The organism is Kitasatospora sp. NPDC048722, assembly GCF_040650235.1.
GTDB lineage: Bacteria > Actinomycetota > Actinomycetes > Streptomycetales > Streptomycetaceae > Kitasatospora.
The window spans coordinates 25,535-44,682 of record NZ_JBEZGX010000027.1 but is presented as its reverse complement, the minus strand read 5'-3'; the positions used below and the strand labels follow the sequence as shown (position 1 = coordinate 44,682).

The window sequence follows — 19,148 nt, the reverse complement described above, 5'->3', positions numbered from 1 at the left end:
GGTAGGTGCTGACCCGCCGGTCCGGTGAAGGTGCTGGACACCCGTGCCGGTGCGGCCGAAGGTGGACGCCATGGAGTACACCCACCTCGGCCGCACCGGCCTGACCGTCTCCCGCCTCTGCCTGGGCACCATGAACTTCGGCCCGCACACCGAGGAGTCCGACGCCCACCGCATCATGGACGCCGCCCACGACCGGGGCATCAACTTCTTCGACACCGCCAACGCCTACGGCCGCGACGCCGAGGGCAACCTCAAGGGCCGCACCGAGGAGATCATCGGTCGCTGGTTCGCCCGGGGCGGCGGGCGCCGGGAGCGGACCGTCCTCGCCACCAAGGCCTACGCCGCGATGGGGGACTGGCCCAACGAGGGCAAGCTCTCCGCGCTCGCCGTCCGGCGGGCCGTCGAGGCGAGCCTGCGGCGCCTGAACACCGACCACATCGACCTCTACCAGATGCACCACATCGACCGGGACACGCCCTGGGAGGAGATCTGGCAGGCGATGGAGGTCCTGGTCGCCCAGGGCAAGATCATCTATGTCGGCTCCAGCAACTTCGCCGGCTGGCACGTCGCCCAGGCCCAGGAAGCCGCCCGCAGCCGCCACTTCCTCGGCCTGGTCAGCGAGCAGTCCCTCTACAACCTGCTCGACCGCACCGTCGAACTGGAGGTCGTGCCGGCCCTCCAGCACTACGGCCTCGGCCTCCTGCCGTGGTCCCCGCTGCGCAGCGGGCTGCTCGGCGGGGCGCTGCGCAAGGAACGCGAGGGCACCCGCGTACGGGCCGCGCTCGCGCACGCCGACGACCTCCTGGCCACCCACCGCGACCGCATCCAGGCCTACGAGGACCTCGCCGACGAACTCGGCGTCGACCCCGCGGAGCTCGCCCTCGCCTGGCTCCTCGGCCGCCCCGCCGTCACCGCCCCGATCATCGGCCCGCGCACCCCGGAGCACCTCGACTCGGCGATCCGGGCCCTGGACGTCGAGCTCGACCGCAAGACCCTCGACCGCCTCGACGACCTCTTCCCGGGCCACCGCCCGGCCCCGGAGGACTACGCCTGGTAGGACGGCCACCCCCGGGCCTCGTTCCGGCCGGGCCTCGTTCCGGCCGGTTCTTGTTCCGGCTGGGGCGGGGCCCGGGGGCGGGGCCCGGGGGCGGGCTGCTCGGTCGCGTGGGGCGGCGGGGCGTGAGAGCGTCGGGGGATGGGTGACGAGGCGGTCGTGCACGATGTGCCGTACTACGCGCAGTGGGAGTCGGCGGAGCTCGTGCGGGAGATCGTCGGCGGGGCGCTGGACGCCGCCGACGATCCGCGGTGGGGGCAGTCCGGGGCGGCCACGCCGGAGGAGTACGAGTGGTGGTCGTGGCGCCTGTGCGGGGTGGCCTGCCTGCGGATGGCACTCGACTTCTGGTGGGGCCTCGCGCCGCCGGCGCTCGTGCTCGCCCGGGAGTGCGAGGCGGCGGGCGCGTACGTCCGGGAGGACGACGGCCTGCGTGGGCTGATCCACGTACCGTTCGCCACCCACGTCCGGGAACGGTGGGGACTGGCCGCCGAGGCGCGGGAATTGGCGCCCGGGGAGATCGCGGCCGAGGTGGCCGGCGGGAGGCTGCCGATGCTGTCGGTGCACCCGTCGATCCGCGAGCCGGAGGGACCGGACCCGGTCCGCCGGGGCGGGCACCTGGTGCTCGCGGTGGGCGCCACGAGCACGGCGCTGGTGATCCACAACCCGTCCGGGTTCCCGGGCGGGTCGCAGTCCTTCGCGCACGTGCCGTGGCGGGACTTCGGACGCTTCTTCGCCGGGCGGGGGATCGTGCTCGGCCCGCCGGGCGTGTCCGGCCCGCGCGGTGAGTCCGGCCCGCGCGGTGAGTCCGGCTCGTCCGGTGAGTCCGGCCCGCGCGGTGAGTCCGGGAGCGTCAGGGTCTGATGCTCGGCAGGCCGAGCAGGTCGACCGGCAGTTCGCCGCGACACAGCGCCGAGATCGGCTTCAACGCGGCTGCCAGCCGATCGAGTTCGCTGCGCGGGTAGTCCTCCCAGACCCGGGCGGCGGCCAGGTCGGTCGCGGCCTCCAGGGACTGGTGCCGGATCCGGCCGAGCTCGGTGACCGCGCCCTCCGCCGTCAGCCAGCCCCGCTCGACCAGCCGCTCCGCGGCGGCCTCCCACTCCTCGTCCGTCCACCCGCGCCGCGGCTGGAGGTCCTCGCGCCGCACGTCCAGCGCGCAGCGGATGACGAGCGCCTCGCAGCCGTCCAGCCCGGCCGTGACCAGCGCGGCGACGTGGCCGTCCCCGCGGTGCTCGCGCATGACGGTCGCGGCCTGCCACAGTCGCCCGTAGAGGTCGGACGGCCGGGGCAGCGCGGCGTTCGCGGCGGCCAGGACGCGTCCGGCGCAGTCCAGCCGTGCCGCCGCCCGCTCCAAGGCGTCGGCGGCCAGCTCGACCTGGGCCGGGTCGACGTGCTCCAGCACCCGGGCCAGCGCCGCGGACGACCCCTCGGCCCGGGCGGCCAGGGCCTTCTCCGGGCTGGCGTGCGTCCACACCTCGGGCACCGCGCGCTCGACGACCGCCGGCGCGAAGCTGAAGAACGCGGCGATCACGGGCGGCGCGTCCACCGCGCCCAGCGGTGCCGACCGGCTGGCGAAGTAGCCGCGCCACCCGCCCCGCAGTCCGGCCGCCTCGAAGGCCGCCCGGCCCTCCGGCGAGAAGTACGTGAGGGAGTGCACCGGTTCGAAGAGCCACCAGAGAGAACGGGCGGGGTGGACGAGATCGGCCATGGAGAGACCCTCCTTGAACGGGGGTGGGGCGGGTCGGGGCGTCGCCCCAGTGCTGATGACCACGGCGGCGGCCGCGGTAACCCCGCCCCGGGTGTGATGACGGTCACGCGGGCGGCCACGAGCTGCGCGGGCCGGTGCCGGCGCGGGAGATGATGGGGTGGGGCGCCCGCTCACGGTGGCGCCCGAGCCCTCGTGTGAAGGTATTGGTAATGGCGCAGATCAACCCCAGCATCCTGTCCGCGGACTTCGCCCGTCTCGGCGAGGAGGCCGAGGCCGTCCGGGGCTCGGACTGGCTGCACGTCGACGTCATGGACAACCACTTCGTGCCCAACCTCACCCTGGGCGTCCCCGTCGTCGAGTCGCTCGCGCGCGCAACCGACATCCCGCTCGACTGCCACCTCATGATCGAGGACCCGGACCGCTGGGCCCCGCAGTACGTCGAGGCCGGCGCCGGCTCGGTCACCTTCCACGCCGAGGCCGCCGCCGCGCCCGTCCGCCTCGCCCGCGAGATCCGCGCCAAGGGCGCCCGCGCCTCGATGGCCCTCAAGCCCGCCACCCCGATCGAGCCCTACGAGGACCTGCTGCCCGAGCTCGACATGCTGCTGATCATGACCGTCGAGCCCGGCTTCGGCGGCCAGGCCTTCCTGGACATCATGCTGCCGAAGATCCGCCGCACCCGGGAGCTGATCGCCAAGCACGGCCTGGAACTGTGGCTCCAGGTCGACGGCGGCGTCTCCGCGAGCACCATCGAGCGCTGCGCCGAGGCCGGCGCGGACGTCTTCGTGGCCGGCTCGGCCGTCTACGGCGCGCAGGACCCGGCCGAGGCCGTCCGCAAGTTGCGCGACCTGGCGTCCGCCGCCACCACCGACGCCTGGTGGGCGTGCGCGCACTGAGTCCGCGTCGCGGGCGCGGGTCCCCGGCGCGCTGAGGGACGATCACTGACGAACGTCTCTCATCGGCCCGACCCCACGGTGGTGGACCCGCACATGAGCAACCTCGACCTCAAGCCCGACCCGACCACCTGCGGCCGGGAGGCCAGCGGCGGCCCGGTGAAGGAACTCCTCACCGGGCGCCGGGTCCCCCTCGGCGAAAGCACCGTGGTGCGGCGCCTGCTCCCCAACCTGGGCCGCCGGATGGTCGGCGCCTGGTGCTTCGTCGACCACTACGGCCCCGACGACATCGCCGACGAGCCCGGCATGCAGGTGCCGCCCCACCCGCACATGGGTCTGCAGACGGTCAGCTGGCTCCACCAGGGCGAGGTGCTGCACCGCGACAGCCTCGGCAGCCTGCAGACCGTCCGCCCGTACGAGCTGGGCCTGATGACCTCCGGCCGGGCCATCTCCCACTCCGAGGAGTCCCCCCGCCCGCACGCCCGCTACCTGCACGGCGCGCAGCTGTGGGTGGCCCTCCCCGACGCCCACCGGCACACCGCCCCGGCCTTCGAGCACCACCCCGACCTGCCGGTCGTCAGGGCCCCGGGCCTGGACGCCACCGTCATCCTCGGCACCCTGGACACCGCCACCTCGCCCGGTACCACCTACACCCCGCTCGTCGGCGCCGACCTCGCCCTCACCGCCGGCGCGGACCTCGGGCTGCCGTTGGTCCCGGACTTCGAGTACGCCGTCCTCGCCGTGTCCGGCAGCGTCGACGTCGACGGCGTCCGCGTCGAACCCGGCTCGATGCTCTACCTCGGCTGCGGCCGCGCCGAACTCCCGCTGCTCGCCCGCACCGACGCCGCCGTCCTGCTGCTGGGCGGCGAGCCGTTCGACGAGAAGATCGTCATGTGGTGGAACTTCATCGGGCGCTCCACCGAGGACATCGCCCGGGCCCGCGCCGACTGGATGACCACCACCCGCTTCGGCGCCGTCCAGGGCTACGCCGGCGACCGCCTGCCGGCCCCGGAACTGCCTGCCACCCCGCTGAAGCCCCGTGGGCGGGAATGCTGAGGAGAACGTCAACCGCGTAGCAGCAGGTTCGGACTCACAGGTGCGAGTACCGGCGGCTCGACGTTCCCTTCGTAGCCGAAGTGCAGTTCCTGCCGGGCTCGGGTTGCCAACACGTAGTAGGTCATGCGCAGTGCTGCGGAGCTGGGGTCGGTGGCGTTGTCGGTGTGGGTGTCGGGGACGACGACGATATCGAAACCGAGGCCCTTGGCGCTGGCGCGGTTGACGATGACGATGCCTGGGCGGGTGAGGTCGACCGTGCGGTAACGACCCTTGGAGGCCTGGGAGGTGTAGAGCTGGGGGTGAAGTCGGGGGGCTTTGCGTTCCAGTCGGGTCAGCAGGTCGGACTGGGCCCGGGTGGAGCCGAGGATGACGCCGATGCTGTGCCTCGGGTGGCGTGTGGCGAGGGCGATGAGCAGATCGGCTACGGCATCGGGACGGCTGAGGCGGTGCAGGCGGGAACTCGGGCCGGGGCGGTCGGGAAGTGGCGGTGCGGTGGTGCCGGTGTGGAAGTGGGCGGCGAGCTCGGCGATCTGGCGGGTGTTGCGGTGGTTTCCTGCGAGTTCGTGGCGAGCGCAGCCGCCGAGGCTGCTGGAGATCTCGGAGATCGTGGAGTTGGCGGCGTTGAGGCGCTGGCACTCGTCGGCGTACACCGTTGTACGGCTGCCGAGAACGCGGCAGAGCCGGTAGAACCCGATCGGGAGGTCCTGCCCCTCGTCGATGACGAGGGCGGGAGCGGGCCTGTGGTCGGTGACGGCGGCACGCTCATAGAAGCTGGCCCAGTCGAACCAGCCGTCGTCGGTCCGTGGTGCGTTGCCGCCGAACCAGTGGGTGAGCCAGGCGTGGACCGTGGCAACGCGGACACCGTGCTCCTCGGCGCCGAGAGCGGAAACGACCGGGGCGAGTGTTTGGCGCAGCAAGTTGGAACGGGTGAGGAGCACGGTCGGTGTGCCGGTGAGTGCGAGTATGAGGGCGCGCTGGGCTGCGAGCAGGCTCTTTCCGCTGCCGGGCGGGCCGCTTACCAGATGGTTGCCCTCGAACGGCAGGGTGTCCAGCGAGGCCCGCTGGGCAGGGCTGAGATCGAGATAGGTGAGTGTCATGGCAGGGCGCTTACTCCAGTGCGGCGGCCGCGGTGGTGCGTGCGGCGGAGACGACGGATTCGAAGTAGCCGGGAACCTGTTCGCCCCCGACGAGGAGCGCTCGGTCGAGGAGGGTGTTGCCGCTCTCGCAGCTGGTCTCCGGGAGCAGGGAACAGGCGTGGCAGGCAGCTCGGTTGAGGTTGCCGAAGCCCTGGCCGGTGTGTTCGGCGCACAACGGGTCCGCGGAGCACCAGGCGGCGGCCTCGATCATACGTAGCAGGGTCTCGGCGAGGTGCGGTGCCTCCCCTTGCTGGACGAGCCCGCCGAGGGTGCCCTCGGCGTCGCCTGCTCCGGTGTAGATGAGGATCCCGTGCTGGTCGTGCTCGGGCCGTGCGTACACGCGTTCACGCAGGCTTGCCGTCGTGTACCCGGACTCGAAGGCTAGCTGGCGGACGAGCAGGTGGGCGAGCGTGTGCAGGAGCACGAAGCGGGGTGACAAGTCGGTTCCGGTCAGTCCGGCCAGCTGGTCCTTGCGGAAGGATCTGTCCAGGTCCGCACTCATCCCGGCGACTCGTCGGCGGACCTCTTCGGTCTGCTCCCACTCCGTGAGGCAGGTCTTGTCGAGGGTGAGGAAGACGCCTTCACCGAAGACCTCGACGGCAGGCAGCCATTTGAGCCGTCGCGCGGTGTCGGCGGGTACGAAGGCCGCATCCGGTGACACCCGGCTGAATCCGGAGAGGGCGCGGACCTCGCGCAACCGGTCCGCGAGCACGACTCGCCCGATCCGCTGGTGGAGTTCGGCCCAGGGCGCGCCCGTCTCGTGGGCGAGGCCGAGGGTGGTGTCGCGGATCGTGAAGTCGCGGCTGGCAGGGCGCGCCGAAGAAGTGAACGCGGCCCATTCCTCCCGGCTGAGGTCTGGGCGCGCAGAGGTGCCGGAACCTGCACCGGACAGAGGTGGGGCGGTGCCCATCTCCTCTGCCAGGAGGGCGTCCAGGAATGCGTCGTCGGCGCCGGTGTCATCCTTGATCATCTCGCGGAATACTCCGGCCTTCGACCCCTCGGAAGCCCGGCACAGCGGGATCCACAGATCGTTCGCCAGCACCTTGGCGGTGAGGTCCTGGTCGGTCACAGCCGAGGTGTCGCCCTCCGGAATGTCGAGGGCTGAGTGCGTGACGGGGTAGTAGAGGTTGCCTGCCGTGCGCTGCACGATCTGCACGGGCTTCACGCAGGAGGTGGCCTCGCCGATCCGCTGCCACGGGTTGCGCCCCGAACAGCGCAGGCCGTGGGTGCCGAGGACGTCCAGGAGGTCCCGGGAAGCGCCACAATCCTTCGCCCGGCACTCGACCGAGAGCGCCTCCAGACCGGCCGCCCGCTCGGAGACCCGGAACCGCAGCTGCTCGCGGGAGGCGCAGGCCTGACGCCTGGCGGCGTCGAGCCGTGAGTGGGCCCAGAACCACCAGTCGACGTCTCCCAGATGACCCGCGGCGCAGATCTGCACGAAACGCATCGGTGTGAGCTGCCGCACCGGCGAACACGAGGGACAGCGTGGTGGGACGCCATGCTTCTCGTTGGCGATGCGCCAGCGCACCATGCGTCGGCACGACCCGCAGAACAGCCAGGTCGGGAAGCGAATGTAGGGCGCGCCCGCCGCGTCCTGCCGGTCGTAGCGGTCGTCCGCCGCGGCCGGGGCGGCGAAGAAGCCGGTCACGCCGAGCTTGGCGGCGAGCCGCGGAGACTCGACGGGTTGCCGGTGCCGAGGCCAGTCCCCGATGCCGGTGGCGACGAACGACTCGCCCTGGATGTCCAGGATGGCGCCGACCCCGAACGGAAGTACGGTCTGTGCCTGACGGACCCTCAGTCGTCGGCTCACTGCTCGCTTCCCTTCACTGTCACCTGGCACTCACGGTCGACGTTGCGCATCGAGTTCGGGGTCTCCCAGAGGCCGCCGTGCTGCTCGAAGCCCTTCAACAGGTTCAACTGGCCCTTGCCCTGGCTGCGGTAGTGGAGTTCCTTGCCGGCCGCGCGCGCCTCAAGAGCTGCGTTCTCCCAGTCGGTGAGCAACTGGGCGAGTTCGGCCCGGATGCCGTCGGCGGCATGCGGATCGCTGGCGGCTGCCCGCGTCAGCAACTCCTCGGTGAGTGCCTCGGCGGCCGGCAGCACGTCCGTGAGGTGGCCGGCCTGGTTCTCCTCGGACAGACCGAGTCGGTGCCGTACCAGGATGACCAGCGCGGCGTGCAGCGCACGGCGCCGCGAGGGCACCGACCACGGAGTCACGCTGGTCGGTTCGACGTGCCGGTACAGCGAGCGGTGGTAGGTGCCGAAGGTCTCGTAGTGCGAGCGGTCGCGGGGCCGCGTCGCGTTGAAGAACGCGACGACGAGGCCGGGCACGGTGTGGCGGCCCACCCGGCTGGTGGCCTGGATGTATTCGGCGGTCGTCTTGGGCTGCCCCTGCATGAGCATCAGCGCGAGCCGCTTCACGTCCACACCCACCGACAGCATGTTCGTGCACGGCATGAAGGACACTGCCTGCGGGTCGTCCCACGGCCGCTCCAGCCGGTCGAGCAGGACGGGCTGCTCGGCCCGTGGCAAGTTGCTGGTCAGCTCCTGCACTTGGCGGTCGGTCAACTCGCGGATGCCGCGGCCGCCGTCGAGCCCGGCGAGTTGAGCCGGGATGTCGTCCGCCGCCGCGGTGACCGTCCGGCCCAGTTCGCGGAGGCTGTGGTGGTAGGCGACGAGGGTCCAGTAGTCGTCCCGGTGTTCCTCCGGAAGCTCCCAGGCGCCCTGGAGTATGGCGGCGGCGGTGGTCACGGCCGCACGACCGGCGGTGTGGCCCTGGGCCATCACGCCGACGTAACGACGGCCGGGTCGTGACGTGTCGGGCTCGGCGAAGTACGAGTGGCGGGCGTCCAGGCCGGCCGGCGGGAAGAGCTGTACGTCGCCCCCGTACAGGGCGCGAACCTGTGGGCCGGAGCGGCGGATGGTGGCGGTGGAGGCCACCACCTTGGGGCCCGTCCCGTCGGCGGCGGTGCACAGGCCGAGCACTGCCGCCTCGTAGAGGCCGACCGTGGTACCGAGCGGCCCGGTGAGCAGGTGCAACTCGTCCTGGATGACGAGCGACGGCGGGAGGTTGCCGGTGCCGGCCCCGAAGAGCCGGCCGGCGCGCGGTTCCCAGGCGAGCCGGGCGAACTTGTCGACGGTACCGAGAACGAAGGTCGGCGGGCGGTCGTACAGCTGCTGGTCCACCACGGCGACCGGCAGTTCGTCGTGGAAGGCGCATTCCTCGCGGGGGCAGAAGAAGGCGAAGGAGTCCGCCGCGGTGCGTACCCCGTAGTCGCCCGCGTCGGGTGACTTGTGGGCCGGGAGGATGCGGGTGCCGCACCACGGGCACCGGTCCAGGATGAACACGTCCTCCGGGCGGGCCGCGGCGCGGACCTCGTCGAAGAGGTCACGCGCCGCCTGGTAGGAATTGGGCGACGTCGCCTCGCCCACCCAGAGTCCGATCGAGAACGGCTCGCCGCCGAGCGTGCCCGGGTCCGCACGGCGCAGGATTTCCAGAGCGCACAGCGTGGTGGCGGCGCGCTGGAACTGCTGCGTGGTGAGGAGGCTGAGGGTGTAGCGGCTCAGGACGGCGGTTCCGCCGCCATCCGATGTGCCGCGGCGCAGCAGCATGGCGAAGGAGGCGAGGAGGAGGTACGCCTCAGTCTTGCCCCCACCCGTGGGGAACCAGATCAGGTCGGTCACTGCGCGGTCGGGATGGCCGGGATCGACGGTTCCGTCGAGCGCGAGCAGGAAGAAGGCGAGCTGGAACGGGCGCCAGCGCGATTCGGCGTCCGGTTCGGGGTCGACCAGCACGGGATCGTGCCGGCCACGGCGCTCCCCGGCCTGGTCGGCGCGGATGTGGCGCATCTGGAGGGCCATGGCGCGGTTGGCGGTGCGGAACGCCTGGAGCAGCTCGGGGCGGGACGGATCACAGAGCGTCCGGACGCCGGCCTCCATCCGGCGGACTGCCGAGCTGATGCGTTCCAGGATGCGGTCGGCGGCTGCGCGGCCCCAGGCGGGGATGTCCGTCCGGCGTTGCACCTCGTACCACGAGCGGTAGTCGGCGGTGAACTGGTCCAGCCCGGAGCGGAGTTCGGTCAGGGGAAGGTCGGGATCCGCGAGGTGCAGGAGGCTCAGCACCGGTGCTTCGGTCGGTCCGGCCGCGCGCGTGGCCGGCACCTCGGCCTCCGGCATGACGGCTGCCCGCAGTACCGTGATCCGTCCGCTCCCGTCCGACTCCTCCTCGACCGCGCAGCCGTGGCCGACGGCGTGGGTGCGGACGTGCCGGTACTGGAGCCGTAGCTCCTGTTCCTCCGGGTCCCGGCTGGCCAGCCGCACGCTTGGGTACTGGAGGACCGAGCCGTCCACCGGTCGCGCGGCGAGCCCCACCTGGAACAGCATGCGGTCCCACTGCGCGGTGCGGCCAAGGGCCTGCTCGGTGCGCGCCGTGTTGACCAGGGCGATGGTGATCAGGTGTCCGAGGCCGAAACCACGTCGCCGGACACGGATCTCGGCCCGGCCGTCGAGAACGGTGACTTGCTCCTGGTCCGGTTCGATGACGTGTGATTCGTCCTCCAACGGCATCCGCCTCCACTGCCGGCTGTGTTCTCCCTGCAGCGTGGCGTACCTGGCCCCGGAACAGTGCACCTCGACGGTCGCGGCGTCGGTGTAGAAGCTGAACCCGAGGGAGGACGGCAGCCACGAGTTGGATTCGGGGACGGGATCGGATGAGGGGTTCGTGTCGTTCGCGACCGACTCTGTTCCGGGGCCGTCCAGTTCCTCGGCCGAGACGGTCAGCCGCTGCTGGAGGTCGGCATCCTGGGCGTAGAGCGTCCCCATCAGGTACTGACGGTCGGGCGGCGTGTCGATCATCTCCTCCGCCCCGTGGGCGGGGCCGACGAGCTGGCGCCGGAGGTAGTCGACGAGTTCGTCTCTGGGTTCCACTGTCGTCCGTTCTCGGGTTCGGCTGTACTGCCCCTGGTGGGGTGGGGTCACGGTGTCGCGGCTGGCCGGGCAGGGCGGGGCACCAGCCGCTTCCGGGCGGGTAGCGACGGTCGCTGCCAAGTCACGCCCAGAGATTCCAGGATGATCCGGCGATGGGTGGGAAGCCCGGTCCCGTTGACGCCGGCGATCTCACGCTGTTCGTCGAGCCACTTCCCCAGGGGGAACTCCTGTTCCTTGTGGTCCGGCCCGGGAAGTCGGCACCGTTCACGCGAGCGGAAGCTTTGCAGAGCGCTTACGCCGGCGGACCAGTCCCGGCTGGCGAGGTCCTTCGAGATCGCGTGTACAGCGTTGGAGGACCCGGCGTCGAGACGCGCGTCGGTGAGCATCCGGCGCAGTGTGATGTACGGAGCGCCGGTGGGGTCCACGAAGGCGAGTTTCAAGACGATCTTGACCTTCACCTCCAGCTGGCGTACCCGCTCCCGGGTGACATCGAGGTCGTTCCCGATCTCGTCCAGGGTGGCTGGGGCGTGTCCGTCCAGCCCGTACCGCCGGGTGACGATGTGGGCGAATCGCTCGGGAAGCGCGGCGACGGCCGCGTGCAGCTCTGCTTCGGTCAGAGTGCCGATGACCGCGGTCTCCACACCCGGGATTGCGTTACGGGCTTCGATGAGGTCGCCGAGATGGACACCGTCGCCGATGATCCGGTCCAGCGAGTCGGTGCGGCGGCTGAGCCGCCGGGCCTCGTCCACCTTCGTCACCGGGAGGTCGCAGGCCACCGCCACGTCGGCGGCCCGGATCGAGAGGCCGCGGGAGAGCAGGGTCCGTTCGGCGCGGGCCACCTTCTGGACGACCTCGTGCATGTGCACGGGGATGCGGATGACGCTGCCCTCGTCGGCGATGGCCCGGCTGATCATCTGGCGGATCCACTGGGTGCCGTAGGTGGAGAACTTGCAGCCCATGTGGGGGTCGAACTTCCGGGCGGCTCGTATCAGACCGAGCATGCCGTTCTGTACAAGGTCCTCGTACTCCAGCCCCTGGTTGAGGAACTGCCGCGCGACGGAGTGGGCGAGCCTGATGTTGTGCATGACCAGGCAATCCCGTGCCTGCCGTCGTTCGTTCGTCGCCGGGAGCCCGGCCAGTTCCTCGTCGGTCGGTTCGATGCCCACCCGCCGCACCCCGCCGCGCAGAAGTACGGCCAGGCCCACCTCCTCCTCCGCGGTGAGGAGCCGCTTGTCCGGACGGAGGGTGAAGCGGTCGCCGGTCAGCACGTTGCGGGCTGCGGCCAGGGCTTGCTCCAGGTGGCCCGGCGCGATCGGTGCAACCTGCGCCGGGATCGACAGGCCGACTCCCGGGAGAGCGCTGTGCGGGGGTGGTGCCGGCGTGGTGCCGCCAGGTAGCGACGCGACACGCGTACCGGATCTGAGCTGCTCGACCTCGGCCGCCGAAAGGCCGGCCAGCCGGGCGACCCCGGCTAACGCCCGAGCGTCGACCACGCCCGCGTCGTCGGCGAAGCGGTTCAGTAGTCGGCGCGCCGTGCCAACGCGAGGGGAGTCGTCCAGCCACTGCGTGGGTGCGCGCCCGGCCTCCCGGCGGGGCGGTTCGCCGATCCGGAGGTTCATCGCGGTAAGGGCATCGGCTAGCCGACCGCGTGCTTCCTCGCTCAGCCCGAGCGCCTCCGTCTCGGTACGGAAGACCTGGTAGGGCACGACCCCGCGCACCTTCTTCGTCTGAAGCTCGGCGTACAGCCTGCCGAGGGCGGCCTTCAGGCTCGGAACCTGGTGGTCCAACTTCCCACCCCTTCACACGGAGGCAAGGCGCAGGGGCCTCGAGAGCGCGTACGTTGCGGGCTGCGACCCGATGCACACGGTTACGATAGCGATGGTTTGTTAGCGACGTCAACGCACTATGTACATGGTGTACGTGATCCCCGGAATCGTGTACGGTTCTTCCTGTTGCCCCCGCTCGCCGCTCTGCGGCACGTCATGGGTGGGGGAGCGGCAGACGGCGTGGTGCGTCCTTAATCCGGGGTGTGGAGGAGTGGCAGTGAGCCTGGAGCTGATCGGCGGCCGGTTCCGCGTGTTGGGGGCGATCGGCGCCGGCAACATGGGGGAAGTTCACAAGGCCGAGGACCTGACGTCGCCCGCGGACGGGCCGGACCGCGTTGTCGCCGTCAAGACGATCCTCCGCCGCCGCTCCGGCGTCGCTGTGGACACCTATGGGGATGCCAAGGCGGTCGAGCGTTTTGCGCGCGAGGTGCGCATCATGCGCCGCCTGGATCACCCTCATCTCAGCCGCCTCATCGACGGCGGCGTGGATGAGGACCACGGTGGCTTGCCCTACCTCGCGATGGAGTACCTCGATGGTGAGGTCCTGCGTGACCTGATCGCGGAAGAAGGGCAGCTCCCCGTTGCCTGGGTCGCCGCGATCGGTGCCCAGATCGCCGACGGACTCTCCGCCGCGCACGCGGCCGGCATCGTGCACCGCGATCTCAAGCCCGCCAATGTGATGCTCACCAGGGGCGGTGTGGTCAAGGTCCTCGACTTCGGCATGGGGCGAATCGTCGACGACCCCGAGGATGCCAAGCTCACCAGCACCGGCGTCGCGGTCGGCACCGCCCGGTACATGGCACCCGAGCAGTTCAAGGCCGAGCAGGTGACGCAGGCCGCCGACCTGTACGCCCTGGGCTGTCTGCTCTTCGAGATGCTCACCGGTGTCGCCCCTTTCGTCGGGGAGGCTGCGTACGAGCTGATGCGCAAGCACATCGAGGACAGCCCGACTCCGGTGCGCCTGATCCGGCAGGATGTGCCCGCGGAGCTGGCCCGCCTGGTCGACCGTCTTCTCGCAAAGCAGCCCGTTGACCGACCTGCCGACGCCGTAGCCGTCCGCGACGCCCTCCTCCCCCTCGTCGACCGGGACGGCGGCGCCCGGCAGCTCCCTACCTGGGGCGCATTCGACCCTGTCCCGGTCCTGCATGCCACCCGGTCCGCGGCCACCGCACGGCCCGTGGTGCAGGCAGCAGAGGCACCCACAACTCCCGTGGCCACCACGGGTATGGACGTCTTCGGTGTCCACCGCCAGCTGATCGATGATTATCGCTCCTTCACCGAGGGTGGGACGGTGATTCGCGATGATCGGATCGCCGCGTTCGTCGAGGACGACCTGGACGCCAAGTCTCAGTGGCCGGACCCCTGGCTGTCGTTGAACCCGTTCTTCGCCGGTGGCGGTACCGTCCTGGAGCTGGCGGGCCAAAAGGTGCTGCACGAGGAGTGCGCGCGAATCTTCCAGGCGAAGAAGACGGAGGGTGGTACCGTCTGCGACGGCCGCCCGTTGACCTTGCATCAGCACCAGCGCGAAGCGCTCGAAGCGGCGCAATCGGGCGCCTCGTACGTACTGACCACGGGAACCGGCTCCGGCAAGTCGCTCGGGTACATCGTGCCGATCGTCGACAAGGTCCTGAAGGACCGTCAGGCCGAGGGGCAGGCCGCCGTCAAGCGGGTCCGCGCGATCATCGTCTACCCGATGAACGCCCTGGCCAACAGCCAGCTCAAGGAGCTGGAGAAGTACCTCCGCGACGGCTACGGCAAGGGCCGCGAGCCCGTCACCTTCGCCCGCTACACCGGTCAGGAGGACGACGCGGCCCGTAAGGAGATCCGCGACAACCCGCCGGACATCCTGCTCACCAACTACGTGATGCTGGAGCTGATGCTCACGCGGCCCGATGACCGCAAGAGCCTCGTCAAGATGGCCCGCGGGCTGGAGTTCCTGGTCTTCGACGAACTGCACACCTACCGCGGGCGCCAGGGTGCCGATGTTGCCCTGCTGATCCGCCGGGTCCGTGAGGCGTGCGAGGCCGGCCGGCTTCAGTGTGTCGGTACGTCCGCGACGATGTCGACAGAGGGCACGGCCGGGGACCAGCGGAAGGTCGTCGCGCACGTCGCCTCGACGCTCTTCGGCGTCAAGGTCGATCCCCGGCACGTCATCGGGGAGACCCTGGTACGGGCCACCGATGACGTGCCGGCAACCGTTTCCTCCGAGCGCCTCAGGGCCCCGGCTGCACCGAGGGCCTACGGCGATCTCGTCCGCGACCCGCTCGCATGCTGGATCGAGACCCGCTTCGGACTCGCCACCGACCCGGCCGACGGCCGTCTCGTCCGTCAGAAGCCCGCGAAGATCGAGGAAGCCGCGGCGGAGCTCGCGGCGCAGAGCGGTGTGCCCGTGGAGCAGTGCGCCGCCGCGATTCGGACCACCCTGGAAGCCGGTTCACAGGCCCGCCACCCCGTCACCGAGCGGCCGCTGTTCGCCTTCCGGTTGCACCAGTTCCTCTCCAAGGGTGACACCGTCTACACCACGCTGGAGGACAAGCTTTCCCGGCACCTCACCCGCGGCTACCAGCTCGAACAGCCCGAGTCGGGTGGGAAGTTGCTGATGCCACTCGCCTTCTGCCGCGAGTGCGGCCAGGAGTACCTGACGGTGTGGCGCACCGAGAAGGACGGCGAGGTCCGGTACGAGGCGCGCCGCGACACCTCGGCGACCGGCGGCCGTCACGGCGACGGCTACCTCTACGTCGACCATGACCGCCCGTGGCCCCACGACACCGAGGCCGCCATCGCGGACCGCCGGCTCCCCGAGTCCTGGCTGGAGATCGACGACCGCGGCCAGGAGGTCGTCCGCAGGACGCACCGTGAACGCGTGCCGCGAGCCGTCACCGTGGATCCCTTCGGCACCGAAGGGTACGGAGACCTGAAGGCCGCCTTCATCCCCTCCCCGTTCCTCTTCTGCGTGCACTGCGGCGTCTCGTACGAGCAGACCCGCGGCCGGGACTTCGCCAAGCTCGCCACCCTCGGCCAGGAGGGACGCTCCTCGGCGACCTCGCTGATCTCCGCCTCCGTGGTCCGCTCGTTGAAGTCGGTGCCGGAGGAGGCCCTGGACAAGGAGGCGCGCAAGCTCCTCACCTTCGTGGACAACCGGCAGGACGCCTCCCTGCAGGCCGGACACTTCAACGACTTCGTGCAGGTCACCCAGGTGCGCGGTGCCCTCTACCGAGCCGCCGTCGAGGCCGGCGAAGAGGGCATCCAGCACGAGGACCTGGCTTCGGCGGTCGCCAACGCCCTCGCGCTGGACCCGGTCGACTACGCCGGCGACGCCGCCGACCTGCCGCCCTCCCTCGCCCGCAGTGCGGCGAAGACCCTGCGCGACGTGATCGCCTTCCGGCTCTACCTGGATCTCGAACGCGGTTGGCGCATCACCATGCCCAACCTGGAGCAGACCGGACTGCTGGAGATCGGCTACCAGGACCTGCAGTGGGTCGCGGACCACCAGGAGCGCTGGGAGGGCACCCACCAGGCGCTGCGCGACGCCGACCCGGCCCTGCGAGCCGAGATCACGAAGGCGCTCCTCGACGAGATGCGTCGCGCCCTCGCCATCGACGTGCAGTACTTCCGGGACGACTTCGACTCCCTTCAGCGCGCGAGCGAGGAACGCCTCATCGACCCGTGGGTGCTGACCAAGTCCGACAGCCCCAAGGTCGGCACCGCCTACCCCCAGCCCTCCCGCCCCGGTCTGGACCGTTCCGGCCTGTTCCTGTCCGCCGCGGGCAAGTTCGGCAAGTACCTGCGCCGGACGGACAAGGCCTTCCGCGAGCTGGACAAGGGCGACCTCCAGCTCGTCATCGAGCAGCTGCTGAAGGTGCTGACTAAGGCTGGTCTGGTCCGCGAGGTCTCGCAGGCCCCCCAGCGGTCCGGCCGTTTCCGCCACTCCGCCGGGCCGGCCGTCACCGGCTACCGGGTCGCGGCGCAGACCCTCGTCTGGCGCGCCGGCAAGGGCGAGCGGGGCGCCCATGACCCGCTCACCCGCACCTACGCCAGCGGTGACGGCCCCCGGGTCAACACCTTCTTCCGCGACCTCTACCGCAACGCGGCCACCGAGCTGGCCGGGCTCTTCGCCCGCGAGCATACCGCCCAGGTCGATCCGACCGAGCGTGAGAGCCGCGAAGAGGCCTTCCGCAAGGCCGAGTTGAAGCTGCTCTACTGCTCGCCGACGATGGAACTGGGCGTCGACATCTCCTCGCTCAACGCCGTCATGATGCGCAACGTCCCGCCGACGCCCGCCAACTACGCGCAGCGCTCCGGGCGCGCGGGCCGCAGTGGGCAGCCCGCCCTGGTCACCACGTACTGCTCCACGGGGAACAGTCATGACCAGTACTACTTCCGCCACTCCGACCGCATGGTGGCGGGCGCCGTGGCGCCGCCCCGCCTCGACCTCGCCAACGAGGACCTCGTCCTCTCCCACGTCCAGGGCATCTGGCTGGCCGAGGCCGGTCTGAAGCTCGGCCGGGCCATCACCGAGGTCCTCGACATCTCCCACCCCGACACCGGCGACCGCCCCGAACCGGCCCTCGACCTGCACCCCGACCTCCACGCCGCCTCGCGGGACGCCGACGCCCAGACCCGTACCGTCGCCGCCGCCTACCAGGTGCTCGGCCCTCTGCTGCCCGAGTTCGCCCGGACCACGTGGTGGGACGAGCGGTGGATCGAGGACCGGGTCCGTACCGTCGCCGAGCGGTTCGACCGCGCCTTCGACCGCTGGCGCGAGCTCTACCGGGCCGCGCTGGACGACCAGTACGTCCAGAACAAGCGGGTCCTCGACCACAGCCTCACCGAGGGCGACCGCAGGCGCGCGGTCGGCCGGCGTAGGGAGGCCGAGACCCAGCTCAACCTGCTGAAGAACGAGAGCGCGGAGAGCAAGTCCGTCCTCTCCGACTTCAACCCCTACCGGTACCTGGCGTCCGAGGGCTTCCTGCCGGGGTACTCCTTCCCCCGCCTGCCGCTCGCCGCGTACATCCCCACCACCGGGCGCCGCCGCGGCGAGGGCGACTACCTGCAGCGCCCCCGCTTCCTCGCCATCCGCGAGTTCGGCCCCGGTGCGCTGATCTACCACGAGGGCGCCCGCTACCAGGTCACCCGCATCCAGCTCCCGCCGGACGCCTCCGGGGACATCACCACCAGCGAGGCCCGCCGCTGCGACCACTGCGGCTACCACCACGACCCGCGCGAGCGCGCCGACCGCTGCCAGATGTGCGACGAGCCGCTCGGCGCGGCCACCTACGGCCTGCTCCAGCTGCACACCGTCTACACCCAGCGCCGCGAACGCATCTCCTCGGACGAGGAGGAGCGCCGGCGGGCCGGCTACAAGCTGGAGACCTCCTACGCCTTCCAGGACCACGGCACCCGCAAGGGCCGCCAGGACGCCAGGGTCACCGACGGCTCCGGTCCGCTCGCGGCCGTGGCCTACGGCGACTCCGCGACCGTCCGGATCACCAACGTGGGCCGGCTGCGCGCCAAGAAGGACGACCCGGCGGGCTACTGGCTGGACGTCGCGGACGGCCGCTGGATGAACGACCGCGACGCGGCCGACGCCTCCGGTGACTCCAGCGAACTGCCGGTCGTCGACGCCGACGGCAACGAGAAGCGCCGCAAGAAGCGCGTCATCCCGTACGTCGAGGACCGCCGCAACATCCTCGTCCTCACCCTCGACGAGCCGCTGCCCGAGCCGATCGCGCTCACCCTGATGTATGCGCTGGAGCGCGGCATCGAAGCCGCCTTCGAACTGGAGGACTCCGAGCTCAACAGCGAACTCCTGCCGCCGAACGACGGCCCGCGCAACCGCTTCCTCTTCACGGAGGCCGCCGAGGGCGGGGCGGGCGTGCTCCGTCGCCTGCAGTCGGAGCCGGACGCGCTCGCCAAGGCTGCCCGCCAGGCGCTGGAGATCTGCCACTTCGACGAGGACGGGGTCGACCAGGGCGGCCCCCACCCGGACCGCAAGTGTGCGCGCGGCTGCTACGAGTGTCTGCTGACCTACGGCAACCAACTCAGCCACGCGCTGATCGACCGCCGTACGATCGCCGCCCTGCTGCTGCGTTTCGCCTCCGCCGTCGCGAAGCGCGACGAGCGCGGCGAGTCCCGCAGCGAGCAGTTCCGGCGGCTGGTCGCGGAGCAGAGCCCGGAGCCGACGGGCCGGCCGGGCGAGGCGGCGGAGCCAGTGGACGTACTGACCCCGTTCGAGCGCGACTTCGTGACATGGCTGAAGGACCGCGGCCTGCGTCTTCCTGACGAGACTCAGACCCTGATCACTGAGGCGAACGCGATGGCGGACTTCGTCTACCGGATCCCCGGCGTCAACCTCGCGGTCTTCGTCGACGCCCACGACACCGAGACCACGGCCCTGCGCGACGAAGACGCCGAAGAACGCCTCTACGACGCCACCTGGGACGTGATCCGCTTCCCCGCCGACGGCGACTGGGACGCGATCGTCGCCCGGCACTCCCGATACTTTGGCACCGCCCACCCGACCAGCTGACCCACGGAACCGACGAACCACTCGACGAG

10 protein-coding genes are annotated in these 19,148 nt (G+C 71.1%); 5 read left to right on the top strand and 5 right to left on the bottom strand.

What is annotated here, in order from left to right; genetic code table 11:
• Positions 1 to 70: 70 nt before the first annotated feature.
• Positions 71 to 1,057, top strand: a complete 987-nt coding sequence (locus AB0C76_RS20820) for an aldo/keto reductase (protein WP_359967274.1) — start codon at positions 71 to 73, stop codon at positions 1,055 to 1,057.
• Positions 1,058 to 1,195: 138 nt separating this feature from the next.
• Positions 1,196 to 1,915, top strand: a complete 720-nt coding sequence (locus tag AB0C76_RS20815; RefSeq protein WP_359967271.1) for a C39 family peptidase — start codon at positions 1,196 to 1,198, stop codon at positions 1,913 to 1,915.
• Here the strand turns inward: AB0C76_RS20815 and AB0C76_RS20810 are convergent.
• A complete protein-coding gene (locus AB0C76_RS20810; protein WP_359967268.1) occupies positions 1,905 to 2,759 on the bottom strand; it encodes a hypothetical protein in 855 nt (284 codons plus the stop codon). The genes AB0C76_RS20815 and AB0C76_RS20810 overlap by 11 nt on opposite strands.
• 209 nt (positions 2,760 to 2,968) lie before the next feature.
• On the opposite strand from AB0C76_RS20810, the gene rpe reads away from it, so the two are divergent.
• Entirely contained in the window at positions 2,969 to 3,652 is a 684-nt protein-coding gene (gene rpe, locus AB0C76_RS20805) for a ribulose-phosphate 3-epimerase (RefSeq protein WP_359967265.1), read from the top strand.
• A 93-nt stretch (positions 3,653 to 3,745) separates the two neighbouring features.
• On the top strand, positions 3,746 to 4,705 hold the full coding sequence (locus AB0C76_RS20800) for a pirin family protein (RefSeq protein WP_359967262.1): 960 nt from the start codon (positions 3,746 to 3,748) through the stop codon (positions 4,703 to 4,705).
• A gap of 8 nt (positions 4,706 to 4,713) precedes the next feature.
• Here AB0C76_RS20800 and AB0C76_RS20795 read toward each other — a convergent pair whose 3' ends face one another.
• The 4 genes from AB0C76_RS20795 to AB0C76_RS20780 are packed head-to-tail and all read right to left on the bottom strand — an operon-like array spanning position 4,714 to position 12,551.
• Entirely contained in the window at positions 4,714 to 5,802 is a 1,089-nt protein-coding gene (locus tag AB0C76_RS20795; protein ID WP_359967259.1) for a DNA helicase, read from the bottom strand.
• A gap of 10 nt (positions 5,803 to 5,812) precedes the next feature.
• Positions 5,813 to 7,651 carry a DUF1998 domain-containing protein gene (locus AB0C76_RS20790; protein WP_359967256.1) on the bottom strand — a complete coding sequence of 613 codons (1,839 nt, stop codon included), beginning with the start codon at positions 7,649 to 7,651 and terminating at the stop codon, positions 5,813 to 5,815.
• Positions 7,648 to 10,764, bottom strand: coding sequence for a helicase-related protein (locus AB0C76_RS20785; protein WP_359967254.1), 3,117 nt, complete (start codon positions 10,762 to 10,764; stop codon positions 7,648 to 7,650). Before AB0C76_RS20785 ends, AB0C76_RS20790 begins: the two co-directional genes overlap by 4 nt.
• Before the next feature lie 47 nt (positions 10,765 to 10,811).
• The gene (locus AB0C76_RS20780; protein WP_359967251.1) at positions 10,812 to 12,551 is read right to left on the bottom strand and encodes a sigma-70 family RNA polymerase sigma factor; all 1,740 of its coding nucleotides are present in this window, start codon (positions 12,549 to 12,551) and stop codon (positions 10,812 to 10,814) included.
• Positions 12,552 to 12,807: 256 nt separating this feature from the next.
• Here AB0C76_RS20780 and AB0C76_RS20775 point away from each other — a divergent pair, with 256 nt between their 5' ends.
• Positions 12,808 to 19,119, top strand: a complete 6,312-nt coding sequence (locus tag AB0C76_RS20775) for a protein kinase (protein ID WP_359967248.1) — start codon at positions 12,808 to 12,810, stop codon at positions 19,117 to 19,119.
• The last annotated feature ends 29 nt before the right edge of the window (positions 19,120 to 19,148 follow it).